Source organism: Raoultella sp. (assembly GCF_039594335.1).
Classification (GTDB): Bacteria; Pseudomonadota; Gammaproteobacteria; order Enterobacterales; family Enterobacteriaceae; genus Klebsiella.
The window spans coordinates 16,745-39,886 of record NZ_JBCNNS010000010.1; the positions used below are offsets into that span (position 1 = coordinate 16,745).

Genomic DNA, 23,142 nt, shown 5'->3' on the forward strand with positions numbered 1-23,142 from the left:
GAACTCAATTCCCAAACATCAGCGCAGTCAGCACAAAATCCAGCCCCAGAACCGCCAGCGACGAATGCACCACGGTACGCGTCGTTGCCCGGCTAATACCGGCGGAAGTAGGGATAGCGTCATAACCATTAAATAACGCAACCCATGTCACGGTAATGGCGAACACCAGACTCTTAATCAGGCAGTTAACCAGATCCATTCGCCAGTCAACGGCATTTTGCATCGCGGTCCAGAAAAAGCCACTATCGATGCCCTTCCAGCTTACGCCCACCAGCGAACCGCCCCAGATACCTACGGCGACAAAAATAATGGTCAACAGCGGCAGCGAAATCACCCCAGCCCAGAAGCGAGGTGAAATCACGCGACGCAGCGGATCGACCGCCATCATTTCCATGCTCGAGAGCTGTTCGGTCGCACGCATCAGGCCAATTTCCGCCGTCAGCGCTGAACCCGCACGCCCGGCAAACAGCAGCGCCGCGACCACCGGCCCCAGTTCGCGCAGCAGGGATAACGCCACCAGCATGCCTAAACTGGTTTCCGCACTATAGGTGGTGAGCACCAGATAGCCCTGCAGCCCCAGTACCATGCCGATAAACAGCCCCGACACGATAATAATCAGCATCGATAGCACGCCGACGTTGTAGAGCTGACGAACCAGCAGCGGCGCATGCTTACGAAATTCTGGCTTGCCCACCACCGCATTGAAAAGCATTAATCCGGCACGCCCGAACGCCGCGGTCGTTTTAATTCCCCGGTGTCCGAGGGATGCCAGCACGTTTAACAGCATCAGTTGCTCGCTCCCTTGCCTAATAAATCATGCTGATAGTCACCGGCCGGATAGCGGAACGGTACCGGACCATCGGCAATACCATCAATGAACTGGCGAACCCGAGGGTCACCGTTTTCACGCAGCGATTGCGCACTGCCGTGAGCCACGATTTTTTTGTCCGCCACGATATACGCGTAATCAGCAATACTCAGCACTTCTGGCACGTCATGTGACACCACAATACAGGTCACACCCAGCGTGCTGTTGAGTTCTGAGATCAGCTTGACCAGCACGCCCATGGTGATGGGATCCTGCCCGACAAAAGGTTCGTCGAACATAATCAGGTCCGGCTCCAGCGCGATGGCCCTGGCCAGGGCGGCACGGCGCGCCATCCCGCCTGAAAGCTCAGAAGGCATTAATTTCGCCGCCCCGCGCAGCCCGACCGCTTCCAGCTTCATCATGACGGTCGTATGCAGTAGCGCCTCCGGCAAGCGCGTATGTTCACGTAACGGATAGGCCACATTATTGAAAACGTTCATATCAGTGAACAGTGCTCCGGACTGGAACAGCATGCTCATACGCTTACGCACGGTATACAGGCGCGAGCGTGACATCTGCGGCACGTTTTCACCATCGAACAGGATCTCACCTTTATCCGGCGGGATCTGCCCACCGATCAGGCGCAACAGCGTCGTTTTACCGATCCCCGATGGTCCCATAATCGCCGTGATCTTACCGCGCGGCACTGACAGCGAGATATCATCGAAGATGACACGATCGCCGCGAGAGAAGCGGATACCGCGTACTTCGACCAAATTCGCCAGAGTTTGGCTCATAAAATCATCCTTACTAAACATCCCTCGGGCTAAGCATGGCGCGTAACTCCACCACAAACCCAACATTTTTACAGAATCTTACCTGCCTGGGTTAGCGAAAGCTGGCATTTGTTTTACTTTTGACAAACATAAAGTCAAAATTAAGAATTTGTTACGCTGCAGATGGACCGGTTCAGCGAATCGACGATTATACCTGAAGAAAGGACTTTAGATGCTCTTAGCGACGGCTCTGTTAATAATTGGTTTACTGCTGGTAGTCTACAGCGCCGATCGTCTGGTCTACGCCGCTTCAATACTTTGCCGCATGATAGGAATCCCTCCGATTATTATCGGGATGACGGTGGTAAGTATCGGTACCAGCCTGCCGGAGATCATCGTTTCTGCCGCTGCGTCTCTGCACGGACAGACCGATCTGGCCATCGGCACGGCGCTCGGTTCCAATATTACCAATATATTATTAATACTCGGCCTCGCTGCCTTGTTGCGTCCATTTACCGTGCATTCTGATATCCTGCGCCGCGAGTTACCGCTAATGTTGCTGGTCAGTTTGCTGGCAAGCTTTGTGCTTTACGATGGGCAACTGTCCCGTATGGATGGCCTTTTCTTACTGGCGCTCGCCCTGTTGTGGCTGCTGTTTACGATTAAAATCGCCCGACTGGCGGAACGTCAGGGCAACGATAGCCTGACCCGGGAACAGATGGCGGAACTTCCGCGGGAAGGTTCGCTTCCCGTAGCCTTGCTCTGGCTGGGCGTCGCCATGATTGTGATGCCCATGGCAACCCGCATGGTCGTAGATAATGCTACCGTGCTGGCAAACTACTTCGCTATCAGCGAACTCACCGTCGGCTTAACGGTGGTGGCGATCGGCACCAGCCTGCCGGAACTGGCGACGACCATTGCCGGGGCACGGAAAGGGGAAGACGACATCGCTATCGGGAATATTATTGGCGCTAATATCCTCAATATCGCCCTGGTTCTCGGGTTACCGGCACTGATTGCCCCGGGAGCGTTTGCGCCAGAGGCCTTTACGCGCGACTACACCGTGATGTTGTTCGTCAGCGTGATATTCGCCCTGCTATGCTGGCGTCGCAAATGGCAGCCCGGTCGCCTGGTTGGCGCGCTGCTGGTCGGCGGTTTTGTGGTTTGGTTGGCGATGCTGTACTGGGCAGCACCGCTCTTCGCTGAATGAATCGGGATAACACTATGTCGCAAATAGATTTGCCAACGGATTTTGACTTTCAACGGGTAGGACGTGAAGTTCTGGAAATTGAACGTGAAGGTCTGGCTCAGCTCGATCGATACATCAATGAAGATTTCACCCATGCCTGCGAGAAGATCTTCTGCTGCGCGGGGAAAGTCGTGGTAATGGGGATGGGCAAATCCGGCCATATCGGGCGTAAAATGGCGGCGACGTTTGCCAGCACCGGTACGCCGTCGTTTTTCGTTCATCCCGGCGAAGCGGCCCACGGCGATTTAGGCATGGTGACACCGAAGGATGTGGTTATCGCGCTTTCGAATTCCGGCGAGTCGAACGAGATCCTTGCGCTGATTCCGGTACTCAAACGCCAGCAGGTATCGCTTATCTGCATGACCAGCCGCCCGGAAAGCAGCATGGCGCGCGCCGCGGACATTCACCTTTGCGTGAAGGTACTGAAAGAAGCCTGCCCGTTAGGGCTGGCTCCGACCTCCAGCACCACTGCCGCACTGGTTATGGGCGATGCGCTGGCGGTTGCCCTGCTGGAAGCACGCGGCTTCACCGCCGAAGATTTTGCGTTGTCCCACCCAGGCGGTGCACTGGGGCGTAAGCTGCTGTTGCGGGTCAATGATATTATGCATACGGGTGATGAAATCCCGCACGTCAATGTACAGGCCACCTTGCGTGATGCGCTGCTGGAAATCACACGTAAAAATTTAGGCATGACGGCTATCTGTGATGATGACATGAACATCATCGGTATTTTCACCGATGGCGACCTGCGCCGGGTGTTTGATACCGACATCGATATGCGTAATGCCCGTATCACCGACGTCATGACGCCGGGCGGCATTCGCATTCGCCCCGGTATTCTTGCCGTCGATGCGCTGAACCTGATGCAATCTCGCCATATCACCTGTGTGTTAGTTGCCGATGGCGACCGCCTGTTAGGTGTGGTACATATGCACGATCTCCTGCGCGCAGGCGTAGTGTAAGTAAGGATAAAATAATGAATAATGCTGATGCTCTGCAGGAAACCTGCTACGGGCCAGTAAGCCCTGAATTTCTCGATCGGGCGGCGAAGATCCGTTTATTGATCCTCGACGTAGACGGCGTGCTGTCCGATGGCCTGATCTACATGGGCAACAACGGTGAAGAGCTGAAGGCGTTTAACGTTCGCGACGGTTACGGGATTCGCTGCGCGCTGACATCAGGTATTGAAGTAGCGATTATTACCGGACGAAAAGCTAAACTGGTAGAAGATCGTTGTCAGACGCTGGGTATCACGCACCTGTATCAGGGTCAGTCCGATAAACTGCTGGCATTTCGCGAATTATTAAGCAAGCTGGCCGTCCGCCCGGACGAAGTTGCCTACATCGGCGATGACCTGATCGACTGGCCGGTGATGGCAGAGGTTGGCTTAAGCGTCGCGGTAGCGGATGCGCATCCGTTGCTGCTGCCGCGAGCGGATTATGTTACTCGCATCGACGGTGGACGCGGGGCGGTACGCGAAGTCTGCGATTTGTTACTATTGGCGCAGGGCAAGCTGGATGAGGCCAAAGGGCAATCAATATGAGTAAAACCAGACGTTGGGTTATCATTTTACTATCGCTGGTCGCGCTTATTCTGATCGGCCTGAATCTGGCGGGTACAGACGATACCACTCTGCAGGAGATCAGTCCTGATGACCCGACCTATACCAGTGAACATACGGACACCGTTGTTTACAGCCCGGAAGGAGCGCTTAACTACCGCTTAATCGCTGAGCATGTGGCGTATTTTTCCGCCCAGGAAGTATCGTGGTTCACCAGACCGGTGATGACCACGTTTGATACCAACAAGATACCCACCTGGTCTATCAAAGCGGATAAAGCCAAACTGACCAAAGACCGCATGTTGTATCTTTACGGAAACGTAGAGGTGGACGCGCTGAGCGCGGACTCTCAATTGCGCAAAATTACGACGGATAACGCCCAGATAAACCTGGTGACGCAAGATGTTACCTCTGATGACATGGTGACGTTGTACGGGACGACATTTAATTCCAGCGGCCTGAAAATGCGCGGAAATTTACGCAGCAAAACCGCCGAGCTGATTGAAAAGGTTAGAACCTCTTATGAAATTCAGAACAAACAAACTCAGCCTTAAGATTGCGCTCGCCAGCGCCTTACTGGCCGCCAGCCTGCCAGCACTGGCAAAAACCGGCGATACCGATCAACCGATTCACATCGAATCCGATCAACAGTCACTGGATATGCAGGGTAATGTCGTCACCTTCACCGGTAATGTCGTCGTCACCCAGGGTACCATTAAAATCAACGCCGATAAGGTGGTTGTGACCCGTCCTGGCGGTGAAAAAGGCAAAGAGGTGATCGACGGTTACGGTAATCCGGCAACCTTCTACCAGATGCAGGATAACGGTAAGCCGGTCAAAGGCCACGCGTCAAAAATGCGTTATGAATTACAGAACGATTTTGTGGTGCTGACCGGTAACGCGTACCTTGAGCAGCTCGACAGCAACATCCAGGGCGACAAAATCACCTATCTGGTCAAAGAGCAGAAAATGCAGGCGTTCAGCAATAAGGGCGGACGCGTGACGACGGTTCTGGTTCCTTCGCAGTTGCAAGACAAAAGCACCAACCAGCAAAAGAAGGGTAACTAATTCGTTATGGCAACATTAACCGCAAAGAATCTCGCCAAGGCGTATAAAGGCCGCCGCGTGGTGGAAGATGTCAGTCTGAGCGTGAACTCTGGCGAGATCGTTGGCCTCCTCGGGCCAAACGGCGCCGGTAAAACCACGACCTTCTACATGGTCGTCGGCATTGTGCCGCGCGATGCTGGCAACATTATCATCGACGAAGAAGATATCAGCCTGCTGCCGCTGCATGCCCGCGCGCGTCGGGGTATCGGCTATCTGCCGCAGGAAGCGTCCATTTTCCGCCGCCTGAGCGTGTACGATAATTTAATGGCGGTTTTACAGATTCGTGACGATCTCAGCACCGAACAACGTGAAGACCGCGCGAAAGAGCTGATGGAAGAATTTCATATTGAGCATCTGCGCGACAGCCTGGGGCAGGCGCTTTCCGGTGGTGAGCGTCGCCGCGTTGAAATCGCCCGTGCGCTGGCCGCTAATCCGAAATTCATTCTGCTGGATGAGCCTTTCGCCGGCGTAGACCCCATTTCTGTTATTGATATCAAACGCATCATCGAGCATCTGCGTGACAGCGGTCTTGGCGTGCTGATCACCGACCATAACGTCAGGGAGACGCTGGCCGTTTGCGAACGCGCCTATATCGTCAGCCAGGGCCATCTGATCGCCCACGGCACGCCGCAGCAAATCCTGGAAGACGAGCAGGTTAAGCGCGTGTATCTTGGGGAAGACTTCAGACTCTGATAGGGTAGAGGTTACAGACGTTTTAGCCGGAGATATTAGCCCTGAATATGAAGCAAGGTTTGCAATTAAGGCTAAGCCAACAGCTTGCCATGACGCCACAACTGCAACAGGCTATTCGCTTGTTGCAGTTGTCCACGTTAGAACTCCAGCAAGAACTCCAGCAGGCGCTGGAGAGTAATCCACTGCTTGAGCAAACCGATCTTCACGATGAGGTAGAGACCAAAGAGGTTGAGGACCGCGAATCGCTGGACACCGTCGACGCTCTTGAACAAAAAGATATGCCGGAAGAGCTGCCGCTCGACGCCAGCTGGGATGAAATCTACACCGCTGGCACGCCGTCCGGAAACGGCGTTGATTACCAGGACGACGAGCTGCCTGTCTATCAAGGCGAAACGACCCAAAGCCTGCAGGATTACCTGATGTGGCAGGTTGAACTGACGCCGTTTACCGACACCGATCGCGCCATTGCCACGTCGATTGTCGATGCCGTCGATGACACCGGCTATCTCACTATTCGGCTGGAAGATATTGTCGAGAGTATCGACGATGACGACATTGGTCTCGAAGAAGTTGAAGCGGTGCTAAAGCGTATCCAGCGCTTTGATCCGGTCGGCGTCGCGGCAAAAGATCTGCGCGACTGTCTGCTGGTTCAGCTTTCACAATATGCCAGAGAGACGCCGTGGCTGGAAGAAGCCCGGCTGATCATCAGCGATCACCTCGATCTGCTCGCCAACCATGATTTCCGTTCCCTAATGCGCGTCACCCGATTGAAAGAAGAGGTGCTGAAAGAAGCGGTTAATCTGATCCAGTCGCTCGATCCGCGCCCCGGTCAGTCGATCCAGACCGGCGAGCCGGAATATGTCATTCCTGACGTACTGGTACGTAAGGTCAGCGGCCGCTGGGTCGTGGAGCTTAACTCCGACAGCATCCCACGCCTGAAGATCAACCAGCATTACGCGGCCATGGGCAACAGCGCGCGCAATGATGCAGACAGCCAGTTTATCCGCAGCAACCTGCAGGAAGCTCGCTGGCTAATCAAAAGTCTGGAAAGCCGTAATGATACGCTGCTGCGCGTTAGCCGCTGCATCGTCGAGCAGCAGCAGGCCTTCTTCGATCAAGGAGAAGAGTTCATGAAACCAATGGTACTGGCGGATATTGCTCAGGCCGTTGAAATGCATGAATCCACCATTTCACGCGTTACTACCCAAAAATATCTGCACAGTCCGCGCGGTATTTTTGAGCTGAAATATTTCTTCTCCAGCCACGTGAATACGGAAGGCGGCGGCGAGGCATCGTCGACGGCCATTCGTGCGCTGGTGAAGAAGTTAATTGCCGCGGAGAATCCCGCGAAGCCGTTGAGTGACAGTAAGCTGACCACCATTCTGTCTGAACAGGGTATCATGGTGGCACGTCGTACCGTCGCTAAGTACCGAGAGTCTTTATCCATTCCGCCATCAAACCAGCGTAAACAACTGGTTTGATACAACCGATAAGGAAGACACTATGCAGCTCAACATTACAGGACACAACGTCGAGATCACCCCTGCACTGCGCGAATTCGTCAATACGAAGTTCAGCAAACTGGAGCAGTTTTTCGACAGGATCAATCAGGTCTATATTGTGTTAAAAGTAGAGAAGGTGACGCAAATTGCGGATGCCAATCTGCATGTCAACGGTGGCGAAATCCATGCCAGTGCGGAAGGGCAGGATATGTATGCCGCTATCGATGGACTCATCGATAAGCTGGCAAGACAGTTAACAAAACATAAAGATAAACTAAAACAACACTAATTGTCCGGGCGTCGCCCTTGCCTGCTGCCGGCTTTCATCGGTGGCAGACAAGGGGCGCGCTCAGGTGAAATTATGATGAACAACGATTCGGCTCTACAACTGAGCAATGTCCTTAACCAGGAATGTACCCGTAGCCAGGTTCACTGCCAGAGCAAAAAGCGCGCGCTGGAAATCATCAGTGAACTGGCAGCAAAACAGTTAGGTTTGCCGCCGCAGGTGGTGTTCGAGGCGATCCTCACCCGCGAGAAAATGGGCAGTACCGGGATTGGAAACGGGATTGCCATTCCGCACGGTAAACTCGAAGAGGATACGCTGCGCGCCGTCGGCGTGTTTGTCCAGCTGGAGACACCGATCGCATTTGATGCCATCGACAATCAGCCGGTCGATCTGCTGTTTGCGCTTCTGGTTCCGGCTGACCAGACCAAAACCCATCTGCATACGCTCTCGCTGGTCGCAAAACGCCTGGCGGATAAAACAATTTGCCGACGCCTGCGCGCGGCGCAAAGCGATGAAGAGCTGTATGAGATCATCACCGAAGCAGGAAGCAACGATGACGTATAACGGCCGTCGCCCCCTACCCTTTATCGTACTGAGGAGAAACGGTACATGGTACTGATGATCGTCAGCGGCCGCTCAGGCTCGGGGAAATCCGTCGCTCTGCGGGCACTGGAAGATATGGGCTTCTACTGCGTGGATAACCTGCCGGTAGTGCTGTTGCCTGAGCTGGCGAGAACACTGGCCGGCCGAAACATCTCTGCCGCCGTCAGCATTGACGTGCGTAACATGCCGGAATCGCCAGAGATCTTTGAACAGGCGATGAAAAACCTGCCTGAGGCATTTTCCCCTCAGCTGCTGTTCCTGGATGCCGACCGCAATACGCTGATCCGCCGCTACAGCGACACCCGTCGTCTGCATCCGCTATCAAGCAAAAACCTGTCGCTGGAAAGCGCGATTGACGAAGAGAGCACCCTGCTGGAACCGCTGCGTTCCCGCGCCGACCTGATCGTCGACACTTCAGAAATGTCGGTCCATGAGCTGGCAGAAATGCTACGTACCCGCCTGCTCGGCAAGCGCGAACGTGAGCTGACCATGGTCTTTGAATCCTTTGGTTTTAAGCACGGTATTCCGATTGATGCCGATTACGTCTTTGATGTCCGCTTCCTGCCAAACCCGCACTGGGATCCGAAACTGCGTCCAATGACCGGTCTGGATAAACCCGTTGCCGCCTTCCTTGACCGACACACGGAAGTTCACAATTTTATTTACCAGACCCGCAGCTATCTTGAGCTATGGTTACCGATGCTGGAAACCAATAATCGCAGCTATCTGACGGTGGCGATTGGTTGTACCGGCGGTAAACACCGTTCGGTCTACATTGCCGAACAGTTGGCTGATTACTTCCGCTCGCGCGGTAAGAACGTGCAGTCTCGCCATCGGACGCTGGAAAAACGCAAATCATGACCGTAAAGCAGATCGTTGAAATCACCAATAAGCTGGGGATGCATGCCCGCCCGGCGATGAAGCTATTTGAGCTGATGCAAAATTATGATGCGGAAGTCCTGCTGCGCAACGATGAAGGGACGGAAGCGGAAGCTAATAGCGTGATTGCCCTACTTATGCTCGACTCGGCCAAAGGCCGGCAAATCGAGATTGAAGCCAACGGTCCGCAGGAAGTCGAAGCGCTGGCGGCGGTTATTGCGCTGTTCAATGCCGGTTTTGACGAAGACTAAGCTACTCCCACCTCTTCCCCGGCCGCACGACGCTGACCGGGGCTATTGTTCACTTCAGTTTGTTCGCCTGCATAAATCCTTCTCCACCTAGTTGACGCATCTGGCGCAGGATCCACGCCTGCCGACTGCGAACATAGCCCGACGGCGCATCGGCACGAAAGCGAATCGGATTCGGTAATACCGCCGCGAGGAGCGCCGCTTCAGAAGCGGTTAACTTGCTCGCAGGCTTATGAAAGTAGCGCTGCGACGCCGCTTCGACGCCGAACGTCCCTTCGCCAAACTCAGCGATATTCAGGTAGACGGTCAGAATCCTTTTTTTGCTCCACACCGTCTCAATCCCTAGCGTTAACCCGGCCTCCAGCCCTTTGCGCAACCAGCTGCGGCCATCCCACAAGAACAGGTTTTTCGCCGTTTGCTGCGAGAGCGTCGAGGCGCCACGCACGCGATTTTCCTGACGTTCATTGTATGCCAGCGCTTTTTCTATCGCTGACACATCAAAACCCCAGTGCTCGGGGAATTTTTGATCCTCCGCAGCAATTGCCGCCAACCCCATCCACGGAGAGATCTCGTCCATCCCGACCCAATCGGAATGGGCGACATAATGAAAATCACCGCTCAGCCATGCGCCAACTTGCCGCTCAAGCATAACGGCTGAAAACGGCACCGGCAGAATGCTAAAGAGCGCGATACCGCTCCCCCAAAAGGCTGCCGCGATCAGCAGAATGCGCAATACAAGGCGTTTAATCATTCGCAACGGCGCCAAACGCACACTCATGCGGTCAGAACCAGTACGCGCGCCACCAGCTTCTCAATCCCGCTCGCCGATTCCGCAATATTCTGCGCCAGCATCCAGGCTGGGGTCGTTACCACCTTATGTTCTCCATCGACGACGATATCATCGACCGGGCAAGGCACGTGCTCTGCGCCCATCTCTTCCACCAGGTCAGCGGTATCAAGATCGGTACCGATGGTTATCCGCAGCGGGATCGGGAAAATTTTTGGCAGCAGCGCCGGCGCGATACATATAAAGCCCAGGGGTTTGCCCGCCTGGTACATCGCCAGCGTCAACGCTTTCAGGTCGCTATCGACCAGGCATTCAGCCCCTTGCGAGGCAAAGTTGCTGAGGTTCTTCGCCGCGCCAAACCCGCCGGGGACAATCAGCGCATCGAGATCTTCAGCCCGAGCCGCGGCCAGAGGCTGGATATCGCCGCGGGCAATACGCGCGGCCTCAACCAATACGTTGCGGCTTTCAGCCATAGGTTCACCGGTCAGGTGATTGATCACATCCGTTTGCGCTTTATCCGGGGCGAAACAGATAGCCTGTGCGCCGCTACGGGCGATCGCTAACAGGGTGATGACCGCTTCATGGATCTCCGTTCCGTCATAGACGCCACAGCCGCTCAATACCACGCCAATCTTTTTCATACTGCCAGCTCCTTAGTGCAACTTGCTGAAACCAGTCAAAAATTTTGATTTACACGCATTGCTTCACATATTTTACTGATCTACGTAACAAATTATTTAAGGTTTGCTATCTTAATGAGCGAGCAAACCAAATCCTCAGGTTGCGCTACGTAAAAATGTCTCTAAAAATTCTGGCGCAGCAACCCGTTCCCTGGTGTTGGCGCAGTATTCGCGCACCCCGGTTTATCCGGGGTCATTTTTTCTGTGCCGCCGCAACCCATGCTTTCAACACGGCCACATCGTTCTGCCACTCGGATTTCATCTCTTCAACCCATTCACTAACGTTATCTGACCACGCCGGCAGGTCCGGAGTCTGAATCTGCTGTCCAAGCTGTTGAATATGTCGCAGACCAATAGACCCCGCCGCACCTTTAATTTTATGGCCTTCGTCGACGATCCCTTTCTGGTCGCGAGCGGTCAGATTAGACTCCAGCACCGCCATATAGCCCGGCATCATTCTCTCGAAAACCGCAAGGCCATCGTTGATAAGCTTTGGCCCCACCAGCTCGATATACTGCTCAAGCATCGGAATATCCAGCACGGATGCCGATTTACTCACATCTACGATCGGCATTTCGCTCTCATTCTCTTCCGGCGAATCCCAGAATTTTTTAATCATGGCCGTAAGCGCCGGCACCGATAGCGGTTTACTCAGAACGTCATCCATTCCGGCATCGAGATACTCTTTTTTATTCTTCAGGACGTTGGCGGTCAGGGCAACCAGAGGCGGCAGCTCATCGGTGGCAAAGTGCTGCTTAAGATGACGAGAAATATCCAGCCCCGTCATGTCCGGCAGTTGGATATCCAGCAGCACAAGGTCGTACTCGCCCGGTTTAAACATCTCCAGCGCGACCTTACCGGTCATCGCCACATCGACGCTGTTACCCAGCTTTTCCAGCACCGAGCGCGCCACAATCACGTTGAGCTCAATATCCTCGACCAGCAGCACGTTCAGCGCCGGCAGGGGCATTTCATCTTCAGTCAACATATCTTCCACCTCTTCCGCCACTGCCGGCGCATGTACGGTCAGCGTAAACGTGGCCCCCAGGCCCGGTTGGCTGGAGACATTAATATCGCCCCCCATATTGCGAGCCAGGCGACGCGATACGGCAAGACCGATCCCGGTGCCCGTCGCAGGCTTGCCGCCGTGGCTGTCTTTCACCTGATAATACATCGCGAAGATCTTATCCTGCTCGGCTTCGGGAATGCCGATACCGGAGTCTTCCACTTCAAAATGCAGGATATCGCCTTCATCGTAGCGAACGCGAACGGTGACGTTCCCCCCTTGCGGCGTGAATTTCACGGCATTACTGATGAGGTTCCACAAAATCTGCCGCAGACGCGTCCCGTCAGTCACCACTTTATGCGGCAGCGGCAGTGTCGGTTCCAGGACGAAGCGCAGGCCTTTCTGCTGTGCCTGCAGGCCAGAGAGGTTTTCCAGATCGGCAAGGAAACCGGTGAAATCAACCTGCTGATTATCCAACTGGACTTTACGCCGCTCAATTTTATCCATGTCAATGATATCGTTGAAAATATTACCCAATGTCACTGCGGAGACATGGATGGTTTTGAGGTATTTTTCCTGCTCGCCGGTCAGCTCGGTATCCAGCAGAATACGGCTCAGTCCCACGATGCCATTAAGCGGCGTGCGCAGTTCGTGGCTGATCGTTGAGATAAAGGTGGTCTTATCGCGGCTGGCGCGCTCCAGCGCATCCTGGTAGCGCTTACGTTCGGTTATATCGCGGCCAAAGCCCATCAGTCCACGGCGCTTACCGACGCGGTCATAGTAAGGGACCTTGCGAATTTCAAAGCAGGCTTTACGCCCGTCCGGATAATCCAGCCACTGCTCGTAGGTCAACGACACATTATGGCGGAAGACTTTTTCGTCAGTCTCCAGCACTTTAACCGCCGCTTCTTCGTTATAGACATCCTGGGGTTTCAGGTGGATAAGCTGCTTTTCGCTTTTCCCGGTCAGCAGTTCCATTGCCCGGTTGCAGCCAGAAAACTCTTTGTCTTCATTGCGATAGAATACCAGGTCTGGTGAGGCATCAAGGAAAGAACGGAGGAAGGAGGATTGCTGTTCCAGCTGAATTTGCGTCTCTTCACGCTCTTTCATCTCAATCTTCAGCTGTTCCAGCGTCGTCTCGCGCTCAGCTTCCGCTTTCTCGCGCTCGCCAATCTCCTGATTGAGCTGGGCGATATTGTCTTTGAGCTGCACGTTAAGCTGCAGGTCGCGCTCGCGCATCTCCTCCAGTTTTTCCACCAGCCGAGAGAGACGCTGGCGCGACTCTTCCAGTTGCTCCACCACCACTGACAAAAAGTAGACGGCCCAGGGGGTGATCAGCAGACCAAAGAAGATAGAGCGGATAACGTCAATGCTCTCAACCTCGCCATGCAGAACCATCGTGACGGCCATCTGTACCACAATCGCCAGCACCACAAGGGCAAGGGCCAACAGCATGGAAAAACGCACCAGACCCAGCTTCATCATCAGGTCGACATAGTACTGCGCCAGCATACGGATTTGCTTCATAAGGGATTCCTTCGCGACAACTCCGCACAATAATACCCAATTCTGAGCAATACGCTGTAAGTTGTGCAAAAAATGCGGGCGCCCTTACTCTAAAGCGGCGTGAGGCACCCAGGCCCGTCCCAGCGCAGAGCCCTGCACGCCGTGTTGATTGAGATAGCGGTCAAGTTCAACCATCCCGGTCCAACGATTCTCACACCACAGGGGCGCCAGCAGCGTCGGACGCCGGGCGCTGGCGGAAATACGGTGGTAGATAACCTCAGGCGGGGTGTAGCGAATCATCTCCCCGGCCGTGACCGTATACTCATCCAGCGCAATGGCCGCCAACCGACCTGCCTGCCAGGCTTTGGCCATCGTACTGCCGGTAACGATATGCAGCGGATGCAGTTTGATGCCATCCACACCGGTATCCACAACCTGCTCCAGCGTTTGCAGGCAATGGCTCTGCGTTTCTCCCGGTAACCCGACAATCAAATGCGCGCAGACCTTCAGCCCGCGCTCGCGTGCCAGACGGGTCGTACGTTGATAACAGGCAAAATCATGCCCACGATTAATCCGCCGCAGCGTTTTGTCATGCGCGGTCTGTAAGCCGAGCTCCAGCCACACTTCGTAGCCCTGTTCCCGATAACCGCTGAGTAGATCGAATACCGCCTCCGGGACGCAGTCTGGACGAGTACCAACGCACAGCCCGACGATATTGGCCTGGCTGACCGCCTGCTGATACATCGAGCGCAGTACCTGAACTTCGGCAAAGGTACTGGTGTAAGCCTGAAAATAAGCGAGATAGCGCTTTGCGCGATTCACCCGCTGTGCCTGCTGCGCCAGCTGTTCAGCAATGGAGTAGTGCTGCTGCTCTTCGTCAGCAAAAGAGGCGACGTTACAGAACGTGCAGCCGCCGCGGCCAATGGTGCCATCGCGATTCGGGCAGCTAAACCCGCCATGCAGCGTCAGTTTATGGACCTTTTCGCCATAGCGCTGCGAAAGATCCCCACCAAACATATTGACTAATTTTTGTAACTGCATAATCTGATAGACCGGCCTGAAGAAAGGGGCCAAGCCTGCCATTATTAGCCACCGACGGCGATGACCTGGATCAATCGTCAGCGCGGCCGCTAAGCCCATTGCATAAGCACTCAAGATAACTGCAATTTCATTCACTCACTCTGTGATGACTTTTCCTTATACTTAATCTCAGGTTTGCCATTATCTTCATCATGGCAAAAAACAGTGTTATTAACCGCCTTGAAGAAAACAAGCAGATAAATACTCTGCGATAAATAGTCGGTTCAGCACAGATCGATAATGTTACGCTATCGATATAGTGAGACAGATCACACTAGAATATGCTTTCCGCTACGTTTCAGCGCCGCTTAAAACACAACTGTTATTTTAATTATCATAACGTTAAGCGCTGTATAGCACATTTTTGTATAAATAAGATTGCCATTTGACGTAAGTGCGGATTCCCGATAAGTTGGGAATCCGCTGGAAGCTTTCTGGATGAGCACTCTGCTCATCATATTTATGCAGTAATTGAGATTCCCTCTTACAGCAAGTCCTCAAACTTGCGTACCGATGCGAAAAGGATTTAAAGAGGGCGAATGCGAGGTGCAAACCCCGTCGCCATGCTCTTTCTGTGCCCGTGCGCAATCGGTATCGGAGGGTGTCTCGTAGAGCCTGGGGAGGTTCACTGATATGTTGTACGATAAATCCCTTGAGAGGGATAACTGTGGTTTCGGCCTGATCGCCCACATAGAAGGCGAACCTAGCCACAAGGTAGTGCGTACCGCTATACACGCACTGGCCCGAATGCAGCACCGTGGCGCGATCCTTGCCGATGGTAAAACCGGCGACGGTTGTGGCTTGCTGCTGCAAAAACCTGACCGTTTCTTCCGTATCGTTGCGGAAGAGCGCGGATGGCGTTTAGCCAAAAATTACGCCGTCGGGATGTTATTCCTTAATAAGGATCCTGAACTGGCAGCGACAGCACGCCGCATCGTTGAAGAAGAACTACAACGTGAAACCCTGTCTATCGTCGGCTGGCGCGACGTACCGACCAACGAAGGGGTTCTCGGTGAAATCGCCCTCTCCTCGCTGCCCCGTATTGAACAAATTTTTGTTAACGCCCCGGCAGGCTGGCGCCCGCGCGATATGGAACGTCGTTTGTTCATCGCCCGCCGCCGCATTGAAAAGCGTCTGCAGGAAGATAAAGATTTCTACGTTTGCAGCCTGTCGAATCTGGTGAACATTTACAAAGGTCTGTGTATGCCGGCTGACCTGCCGCGCTTCTACCTGGACCTCGCGGACCTGCGTCTGGAATCGGCAATCTGCCTGTTCCACCAGCGCTTCTCCACCAACACCGTGCCGCGCTGGCCGCTTGCACAGCCATTCCGCTATCTGGCGCACAACGGCGAAATCAACACCATCACCGGCAACCGCCAGTGGGCGCGTGCGCGTACCTACAAGTTCCAGACGCCATTAATTCCGGACCTGCACGATGCGGCACCGTTCGTGAACGAAACCGGCTCCGACTCCAGCTCCATGGATAACATGCTTGAGCTGCTGCTGGCCGGCGGTATGGATATCGTGCGCGCCATGCGTCTGCTCGTACCGCCAGCCTGGCAGAACAACCCGGATATGGATCCGGAGCTGCGCGCCTTCTTTGATTTTAACTCCATGCATATGGAGCCGTGGGACGGCCCTGCGGGCATCGTGATGTCCGACGGTCGCTACGCCGCTTGTAACCTCGATCGTAACGGTTTGCGCCCGGCGCGCTACGTCATCACCAAAGACAAACTGATCACCTGCGCTTCAGAAGTAGGGATTTGGGATTACCAGCCTGACGAAGTGGTCGAAAAAGGCCGCGTTGGCCCAGGCGAACTGATGGTTATCGATACCCGCGATGGGCGTATTCTGCACTCCGCGGAAACCGATGACGACCTGAAAAGTCGCCACCCCTACAAGGAGTGGATGGAGAAAAACGTCCGTCGTCTGGTGCCGTTCGAAGATCTGTCTGACGAAGATGTCGGCAACCGTCAGCTGGATGATGACACCCTCGCCAGCTACCAGAAACAGTTTAACTACAGCGCTGAAGAGCTGGATTCCGTGCTGCGCGTTCTGGGCGAAAATGGCCAGGAAGCTGTCGGCTCGATGGGCGACGACACCCCGTTTGCGGTGCTCTCCAGCCAGCCGCGTATCATCTACGATTACTTCCGTCAGCAGTTCGCGCAGGTCACCAACCCGCCGATCGACCCGCTGCGTGAAGCCCATGTAATGTCGCTGGCGACCAGTATCGGTCGCGAAATGAACGTCTTCTGCGAAGCGGAAGGCCAGGCCCACCGCCTGAGCTTCAAATCACCGATCCTGCTGTACTCCGATTTCAAACAGCTCACCACCATGAAAGAGGAGCACTATCGCGCCGATACGCTGGATATCACCTTTAATGCTGCGGAAACATCGCTGGCCGACACGGTGAAAGCGCTGTGTGATAAAGCCGAACAGATGGTACGTAACGGTACCGTTCTGCTGGTGCTCTCCGATCGCAATATCGCAAAAGATCGTCTGCCGGTTCCGGCACCGATGGCAGTTGGCGCCATTCAAACCCGCCTGGTGGATAAGAGCCTGCGCTGCGACGCTAACATTATCGTTGAAACCGCCAGCGCCCGTGATCCGCACCACTTCGCGGTACTGCTGGGCTTCGGCGCCACGGCTATCTATCCGTACCTGGCCTATGAAACGCTGGCAAAACTGGTCGATAGCAAGGCCATTGAGAAAGACTACCGTACAGTGATGCTGAACTACCGTAACGGCATCAACAAAGGCCTGTACAAAGTCATGTCCAAGATGGGGATCTCGACCGTCGCCTCCTACCGCTGTTCGAAACTGTTCGAAGCGGTCGGCCTGCATCGCGAAGTCTCCGACTTGTGCTTCCTCGGCGTTGTCAGCCGCATCGGCGGTGCGGGCTTTGATGACTTCCAGCAGGATCTGCTGAATCTGTCCAAACGCGCCTGGCTGGTCCGGAAACCTCTCGCTCAGGGCGGACTGCTGAAATATGTTCACGGTGGTGAATATCACGCCTACAACCCGGACATAGTCCGTACGTTGCAACAAGCGGTACAGAGCGGCGAATACCACGACTATCAGCAATATGCGAATCTGGTGAATGAACGCCCGGCCGCAACGCTGCGCGATCTGCTGTCGTTGAATCCCGGCGATGGTGCCATTAGTATCGACAACGTTGAATCGGCAAAAGAGCTGTTCAAACGGTTCGATACCGCCGCCATGTCTATCGGTGCGTTAAGCCCGGAAGCCCATGAGTCGCTGGCGGAAGCGATGAACAGCATTGGCGGCTTCTCTAACTCCGGCGAAGGCGGCGAAGACCCGGCGCGTTATGGCACCAACAAAGTGTCGCGTATTAAACAGGTCGCTTCTGGCCGCTTCGGCGTCACGCCGGCTTATCTGGTCAACGCCGACGTTATCCAGATTAAAGTTGCTCAGGGCGCGAAGCCGGGCGAAGGTGGGCAGTTGCCGGGTGACAAAGTCACGCCGTACATTGCCAAACTGCGCTATTCGGTCCCGGGCGTGACCCTGATTTCACCGCCGCCGCACCACGATATTTACTCTATCGAGGATTTGGCGCAGCTGATTTTCGACCTTAAACAGGTCAACCCGAAAGCGATGATTTCCGTGAAGTTGGTTTCCGAACCGGGCGTCGGCACCATTGCTACCGGCGTGGCCAAAGCCTATGCCGACCTTATCACCATCGCCGGCTACGACGGCGGTACCGGTGCCAGCCCGCTCTCTTCAGTGAAGTACGCGGGATGTCCATGGGAACTGGGCCTCGTTGAAACCCAGCAGGCGCTGGTAGCTAACGGCCTGCGTCATAAGATTCGCCTGCAAGTGGACGGCGGCCTGAAAACCGGCCTCGATATCATCAAAGCGGCGATTCTGGGCGCAGAAAGCTTCGGCTTCGGCACCGGCCCGATGGTCGCGCTCGGCTGTAAATATCTGCGTATCTGCCACCTGAACAACTGCGCAACCGGCGTAGCAACTCAGGATGACAAACTGCGTAAGAATCACTATCACGGCCTGCCGTTCAAAGTCACCAACTACTTTGAATTCATCGCCCGCGAAACCCGCGAGCTGATGGCTGAGCTTGGCGTGAAGCGTCTGGTGGACTTAATTGGCCGCACCGACCTGCTGAAAGTGCTGGATGGCTTTACCGCGAAGCAGCAGAAGCTGGATCTGAGCAAACTACTGGAAACCGCCGAGCCGCATCCGGGTAAAGCGCTGTACTGCACCGAAAGTAACCCGCCGTTTGATAACGGGGTGCTGAACGCCCAGTTGCTGCAGCAGGCAAAACCGTTTGTGGACAGCAAACAGAGCAAAACCTTCTGGTTCGATATCCGTAATACCGATCGCTCCGTTGGCGCTTCGTTGTCTGGCTATATTGCCCAGACCCATGGCGATCAGGGGCTGGCAGCAGACCCGATTACCGCGCACTTCAGCGGTACCGCAGGCCAGAGCTTCGGCGTGTGGAATGCCGGCGGCGTGGAACTGCATCTGACCGGTGACGCGAACGACTATGTTGGTAAAGGAATGGCAGGCGGTCTGCTCTCAATCCGTCCTCCGGTGGGCTCTTCCTTCCGCAGTCATGAAGCGAGCATCATCGGTAACACCTGTCTGTACGGCGCTACCGGCGGTCGTCTGTATGCAGCAGGCCGTGCAGGCGAGCGTTTTGCGGTGCGTAACTCCGGTGCCATCACCGTGGTAGAAGGCATCGGCGATAACGGCTGCGAATACATGACCGGCGGCATCGTCTGCGTACTGGGTAAAACCGGCGTCAACTTTGGCGCAGGGATGACCGGCGGCTTTGCTTACGTCCTGGATGAAGACGGCGATTTCCGTAAACGTGTGAACCCGGAACTGGTGGAAGTGTTGGACGTTGACTCTCTCGCTATCCATGAAGAGCACCTGCGTGGTCTGATTACCGAACACGTGCAGCTTACCGGTTCGTCTCGTGGCGAAGAGATCCTGGCCAACTGGCCGGCTTTTGCCGCGAAATTCGCGCTGGTTAAACCAAAGTCCAGCGATGTTAAAGCACTGTTGGGTCACCGTAGTCGTAGCGCAGCAGAGCTGCGTGTGCAGGCGCAGTAAGGAATTCAGATGAGCCAGAACGTATACCAGTTTATCGACTTACAGCGCGTTGATCCGCCAAAGAAACCGCTGAAGATCCGTAAAATTGAATTTGTCGAAATTTATGAGCCGTTTTCAGAAGGCCAGGCTAAAGCTCAGGCAGATCGCTGCCTGTCCTGCGGCAACCCGTACTGTGAATGGAAATGTCCGGTCCACAACTACATCCCTAACTGGCTAAAGCTCGCCAATGAGGGGCGTATTTTTGAAGCGGCCGAGCTGTCGCATCAGACCAATACCCTGCCGGAAGTCTGCGGGCGCGTATGCCCTCAGGACCGTCTGTGCGAAGGCTCTTGTACGCTGAACGACGAGTTTGGCGCGGTGACTATCGGTAACATCGAGCGCTATATCAACGATAAAGCGTTCGAGATGGGCTGGCGCCCGGATCTCTCCGGCGTGAAACCAACAGGTAAAACCGTGGCGATCGTCGGTGCCGGTCCGGCGGGACTGGCCTGCGCAGACGTCCTGACCCGCAACGGCGTCAAAGCGGTCGTATTTGATCGCCATCCGGAAATCGGTGGCCTGCTGACCTTCGGCATCCCTGCCTTTAAGCTGGAAAAAGAGGTGATGACCCGTCGCCGTGAAATTTTCACCGGCATGGGTATTGAGTTCAAACTCAATATCGAAGTGGGCCGGGACGTTCAGCTTGACGATCTGCTGAAAGACTACGACGCCGTCTTCCTCGGCGTGGGGACCTATCAGTCCATGCGCGGCGGGCTGGAAAACGAAGATGCAAATGGTGTCTTTGATGCACTGCCGTTCCTGATTGCCAACACCAAACAAACTATGGGCTTTGGCGAAACAACAAGCCAGCCTTACGTCAATATGGAAGGCAAACGCGTGGTGGTTCTCGGTGGTGGCGACACTGCGATGGACTGTGTGCGTACTGCCGTACGCCAGGGCGCGACTCACGTTATTTGCGCCTACCGTCGCGACGAAGAAAACATGCCGGGTTCCAAACGCGAAGTGAAAAACGCGCGTGAAGAGGGTGTCGAGTTCCAGTTCAACGTTCAGCCTCTGGGTGTAGAAGTGAATGCAAACGGCAAAGTGTGCGGCGTGAAAATGGCGCGAACCGAAATGGGCCAGCCGGATGCCAAAGGCCGTCGTCGTGCGGAGATCGTCGCAGGCTCCGAGCACGTTGTCCCGGCAGATGCGGTGGTGATGGCGTTTGGTTTCCGCCCACACAGCATGGAGTGGCTGGCGAAGCACAACGTTGAGCTGGATTCTCAGGGCCGTATTATTGCGCCAGAAGGCCATGAAAACGCGTTCCAGACCAGTAACCCGAAAATCTTTGCCGGCGGCGATATCGTGCGTGGTTCCGATCTGGTGGTGACGGCCATTGCCGAAGGTCGTAAAGCGGCTGACGGGATCCTGAACTACCTGGAAGTGTAATCAACAACCCCGGACAGACCGTTTATCCGGGTCTCTGACAGAGCCCGCCGGCGCAAGCCGGCGGGCTTTTTTTATCATGAAGCTCACATGCCCAGGTGCAATATTGTGCAGATCGAGAACCTGCACCAGGGCTTCACGCCCGGAAGGTCGCCCGACGTTGAAAAAAGTCATCAGCTCACGTTCAGAAGGTAGCTGCTCGCCTTGGGCAAATTCACGGCGGCGGCTCATATTCTCGTGCTCTTCTTCCACCATTTCCGACAGTTTTTGGCGCACCGAGGGCGGCGGTGCAGGCTGTTACCGATTGAGAAGAAGGCTTCTTCTGTCTGGGGATCAAATGCGCTCATAGAAACCCTGTGTGATGTGTGACAGCAAGTGACGACCGAACCCTCTTCACACAAGAATGCCATGCTGGCGGCGTAGAAACAGAACAGGCCCCGAAGGGCCTGCAATCTGAAATCCACGACCTGCTGGATTATTTCACGACGCGCAGCGCCGGACGCCCACCGCGCGGCGGCGGCGTATCATCCGGGTCATCATCATGATGATCCGGCTTATCGCCGTCGATCACCGACATAACCGTCTCGCTTTCATTGCTTACCGATGCCTCGCCATCATTCAGGCTGGTGACATCTTCATCGTAAGCAGCTTCAGGTTCGAACATGGTACCCGCGCCGTTTTCACGAGCATAGATAGCCAGTACGGCAGCCATAGGCACGGAAACATTCCGCGGGACACCGCCGAAGCGCGCGTTGAAGCGCACTTCGTCATTAGCCAGTTCCAGATTACCCACAGCGCGCGGAGCAATATTCAGAACGATTTGCCCGTCACGCGCATACTCCATCGGAACCTGCACGTTTGGCAGTGTCACATCCACAACCAGGTGTGGAGTCAGCTGGTTATCCAGCAGCCACTCATAGAACGCCCGCAGTAAGTACGGGCGACGCGGCGTTAGCTGTGATACATCCATCGGTTAGCCCCGACCGAGACGCATTTCACGCTCGGCTTCAGTTAAAGAAGCGAGGAAGGAATCACGTTCGAAGACGCGAGTCATATAGCCCTTGAGCTCTTTCGCGCCGGCACCAATAACTTCAACACCGAGAACCGGCAAACGCCACAGCAGCGGCGCCAGATAGCAGTCAACCAGGCTGAACTCATCGCTCAGGAAGTAAGGTTTCTGAGTGAAGACAGGCGCAATTGCCTGCAGCTCTTCACGCAGCTGTTTACGTGCGGTGTCCGCTTGCGCTGCGGTACCGGTCTGAATGGTGTTCATCAATGAATACCAGTCTTTCTCGATACGCTGCATGTACAGACGACTTTCTCCACGCGCGACCGGATAGACCGGCATTAACGGTGGATGCGGGAAACGCTCATCCAGATATTCCATAATGATGCGGGATTCCCACAGAGTGAGCTCACGATCCACCAGCGTAGGTACGCTTTGATTCGGGTTGAGGTCAATCAGATCCTGAGGCGGGTTGTCCTTCTCCACGTGCTCTATCTCAAAACTAACACCTTTTTCTGCCAGCACGATGCGGACTTGGTGGCTATAGATGTCAGTAGGACCAGAAAACAGCGTCATTACCGAACGTTTGTTGGCAGCGACAGCCATGAAAACCTCCAGGTATATTCAGAATTTTTGTACTGCTGCCAGCCACGCGTGGCCGGCCAGATGTAAAAACCCCATTCGCGTGAAGTCATTATTGTTTATGCAAAAAACAAACAATCACCAGCATTTGGGCAGAAAATTGGATGATAGTTTACCAGATCTTGAAGGCGTTGTGGTGAGGGGATTCTGGAAATGCTGAAAAAGTGGTAAGAACAGGCGATTTCCTTGTGGGTAACCGCAGGT

Annotated in this window: 21 protein-coding genes and 1 pseudogene; 13 read left to right on the forward strand and 9 right to left on the reverse strand. The window is 54.8% G+C overall.

The annotated features are described in order from the left end of the window. Nucleotides 1-4: 4 nt before the first annotated feature. Together mlaE and mlaF are read right to left on the reverse strand one after the other, a co-directional pair. Nucleotides 5-787, reverse strand: a complete 783-nt coding sequence (gene mlaE / locus ACZAHD_RS03010; RefSeq protein WP_032690569.1) for a lipid asymmetry maintenance ABC transporter permease subunit MlaE — start codon at nucleotides 785-787, stop codon at nucleotides 5-7. After that, a complete protein-coding gene (gene mlaF / locus ACZAHD_RS03015; RefSeq protein WP_004868142.1) occupies nucleotides 787-1,605 on the reverse strand; it encodes a phospholipid ABC transporter ATP-binding protein MlaF in 819 nt (272 codons plus the stop codon). Before mlaF ends, mlaE begins: the two co-directional genes overlap by 1 nt. Nucleotides 1,606-1,816: 211 nt before the next feature. On the opposite strand from mlaF, the gene ACZAHD_RS03020 reads away from it, so the two are divergent. The 11 genes from ACZAHD_RS03020 to npr all read left to right on the forward strand — a co-directional run bounded on the left by ACZAHD_RS03020 (nucleotide 1,817) and on the right by npr (nucleotide 9,715). Next, nucleotides 1,817-2,794: a calcium/sodium antiporter gene (locus tag ACZAHD_RS03020; protein ID WP_462455476.1), complete on the forward strand. Its 978-nt coding sequence runs from the start codon at nucleotides 1,817-1,819 to the stop codon at nucleotides 2,792-2,794. Next, nucleotides 2,791-3,795, forward strand: a complete 1,005-nt coding sequence (gene kdsD, locus ACZAHD_RS03025) for an arabinose-5-phosphate isomerase KdsD (RefSeq protein ID WP_462455477.1) — start codon at nucleotides 2,791-2,793, stop codon at nucleotides 3,793-3,795. Before ACZAHD_RS03020 ends, kdsD begins: the two co-directional genes overlap by 4 nt. 14 nt (nucleotides 3,796-3,809) lie before the next feature. Continuing rightward, nucleotides 3,810-4,376: a 3-deoxy-manno-octulosonate-8-phosphatase KdsC gene (kdsC, locus tag ACZAHD_RS03030; protein ID WP_462455478.1), complete on the forward strand. Its 567-nt coding sequence runs from the start codon at nucleotides 3,810-3,812 to the stop codon at nucleotides 4,374-4,376. Further along, entirely contained in the window at nucleotides 4,373-4,948 is a 576-nt protein-coding gene (lptC, locus tag ACZAHD_RS03035) for an LPS export ABC transporter periplasmic protein LptC (RefSeq protein WP_462455479.1), read from the forward strand. Before kdsC ends, lptC begins: the two co-directional genes overlap by 4 nt. Beyond that, nucleotides 4,917-5,462, forward strand: a complete 546-nt coding sequence (lptA, locus tag ACZAHD_RS03040) for a lipopolysaccharide ABC transporter substrate-binding protein LptA (RefSeq protein WP_462455480.1) — start codon at nucleotides 4,917-4,919, stop codon at nucleotides 5,460-5,462. Before lptC ends, lptA begins: the two co-directional genes overlap by 32 nt. 6 nt (nucleotides 5,463-5,468) lie before the next feature. Continuing rightward, complete coding sequence (lptB, locus tag ACZAHD_RS03045) at nucleotides 5,469-6,194, forward strand: LPS export ABC transporter ATP-binding protein (protein WP_462455481.1); 726 nt, start codon at nucleotides 5,469-5,471, stop codon at nucleotides 6,192-6,194. A gap of 47 nt (nucleotides 6,195-6,241) precedes the next feature. Continuing rightward, complete coding sequence (gene rpoN, locus ACZAHD_RS03050) at nucleotides 6,242-7,675, forward strand: RNA polymerase factor sigma-54 (RefSeq protein ID WP_462455482.1); 1,434 nt, start codon at nucleotides 6,242-6,244, stop codon at nucleotides 7,673-7,675. A gap of 22 nt (nucleotides 7,676-7,697) precedes the next feature. Beyond that, nucleotides 7,698-7,985, forward strand: a complete 288-nt coding sequence (gene hpf, locus ACZAHD_RS03055; protein WP_192226317.1) for a ribosome hibernation promoting factor — start codon at nucleotides 7,698-7,700, stop codon at nucleotides 7,983-7,985. 72 nt (nucleotides 7,986-8,057) lie between these two features. After that, on the forward strand, nucleotides 8,058-8,546 hold the full coding sequence (gene ptsN, locus ACZAHD_RS03060) for a PTS IIA-like nitrogen regulatory protein PtsN (RefSeq protein WP_015585655.1): 489 nt from the start codon (nucleotides 8,058-8,060) through the stop codon (nucleotides 8,544-8,546). Between the two features lie 45 nt (nucleotides 8,547-8,591). Next, a complete protein-coding gene (gene rapZ, locus ACZAHD_RS03065) occupies nucleotides 8,592-9,446 on the forward strand; it encodes an RNase adapter RapZ (RefSeq protein ID WP_462455483.1) in 855 nt (284 codons plus the stop codon). Further along, nucleotides 9,443-9,715 (forward strand): PTS phosphocarrier protein NPr, encoded by a 273-nt coding sequence (gene npr, locus ACZAHD_RS03070; RefSeq protein WP_004868176.1) that lies wholly within the window; start codon nucleotides 9,443-9,445, stop codon nucleotides 9,713-9,715. Before rapZ ends, npr begins: the two co-directional genes overlap by 4 nt. A 49-nt stretch (nucleotides 9,716-9,764) precedes the next feature. On the opposite strand, the gene mtgA is transcribed toward npr, so the two are convergent. The 4 genes from mtgA to mnmL form a co-directional block, all read right to left on the reverse strand. Next, nucleotides 9,765-10,490: a monofunctional biosynthetic peptidoglycan transglycosylase gene (gene mtgA / locus ACZAHD_RS03075; RefSeq protein WP_462455484.1), complete on the reverse strand. Its 726-nt coding sequence runs from the start codon at nucleotides 10,488-10,490 to the stop codon at nucleotides 9,765-9,767. Next, complete coding sequence (gene elbB / locus ACZAHD_RS03080) at nucleotides 10,487-11,140, reverse strand: isoprenoid biosynthesis glyoxalase ElbB (protein WP_462455485.1); 654 nt, start codon at nucleotides 11,138-11,140, stop codon at nucleotides 10,487-10,489. The genes mtgA and elbB overlap by 4 nt, the downstream gene beginning before the upstream one ends. A gap of 232 nt (nucleotides 11,141-11,372) precedes the next feature. Next, nucleotides 11,373-13,712, reverse strand: coding sequence for an aerobic respiration two-component sensor histidine kinase ArcB (gene arcB / locus ACZAHD_RS03085; protein WP_462455486.1), 2,340 nt, complete (start codon nucleotides 13,710-13,712; stop codon nucleotides 11,373-11,375). Nucleotides 13,713-13,796: 84 nt separating this feature from the next. Further along, on the reverse strand, nucleotides 13,797-14,732 hold the full coding sequence (gene mnmL / locus ACZAHD_RS03090) for a tRNA modification radical SAM protein MnmL/YtqA (protein ID WP_462455487.1): 936 nt from the start codon (nucleotides 14,730-14,732) through the stop codon (nucleotides 13,797-13,799). Between the two features lie 672 nt (nucleotides 14,733-15,404). On the opposite strand from mnmL, the gene gltB reads away from it, so the two are divergent. Both gltB and ACZAHD_RS03100 read left to right on the forward strand, forming a co-directional pair. Continuing rightward, complete coding sequence (gltB, locus tag ACZAHD_RS03095) at nucleotides 15,405-19,865, forward strand: glutamate synthase large subunit (protein ID WP_462455488.1); 4,461 nt, start codon at nucleotides 15,405-15,407, stop codon at nucleotides 19,863-19,865. Nucleotides 19,866-19,874: 9 nt separating this feature from the next. Next, complete coding sequence (locus ACZAHD_RS03100; protein WP_462455489.1) at nucleotides 19,875-21,293, forward strand: glutamate synthase small subunit; 1,419 nt, start codon at nucleotides 19,875-19,877, stop codon at nucleotides 21,291-21,293. 126 nt (nucleotides 21,294-21,419) lie between these two features. Here the strand turns inward: ACZAHD_RS03100 and ACZAHD_RS03105 are convergent. The 3 genes and pseudogenes from ACZAHD_RS03105 to sspA form a co-directional block, all read right to left on the reverse strand. Then, nucleotides 21,420-21,637 (reverse strand): annotated as a pseudogene (locus ACZAHD_RS03105) (GntR family transcriptional regulator); the annotation flags it as partial. 128 nt (nucleotides 21,638-21,765) lie between these two features. Further along, nucleotides 21,766-22,260 carry a ClpXP protease specificity-enhancing factor gene (gene sspB / locus ACZAHD_RS03110; protein ID WP_462455490.1) on the reverse strand — a complete coding sequence of 165 codons (495 nt, stop codon included), beginning with the start codon at nucleotides 22,258-22,260 and terminating at the stop codon, nucleotides 21,766-21,768. Between the two features lie 3 nt (nucleotides 22,261-22,263). After that, nucleotides 22,264-22,902, reverse strand: coding sequence for a stringent starvation protein SspA (gene sspA / locus ACZAHD_RS03115; RefSeq protein ID WP_004868218.1), 639 nt, complete (start codon nucleotides 22,900-22,902; stop codon nucleotides 22,264-22,266). Between the last annotated feature and the right edge of the window lie 240 nt (nucleotides 22,903-23,142).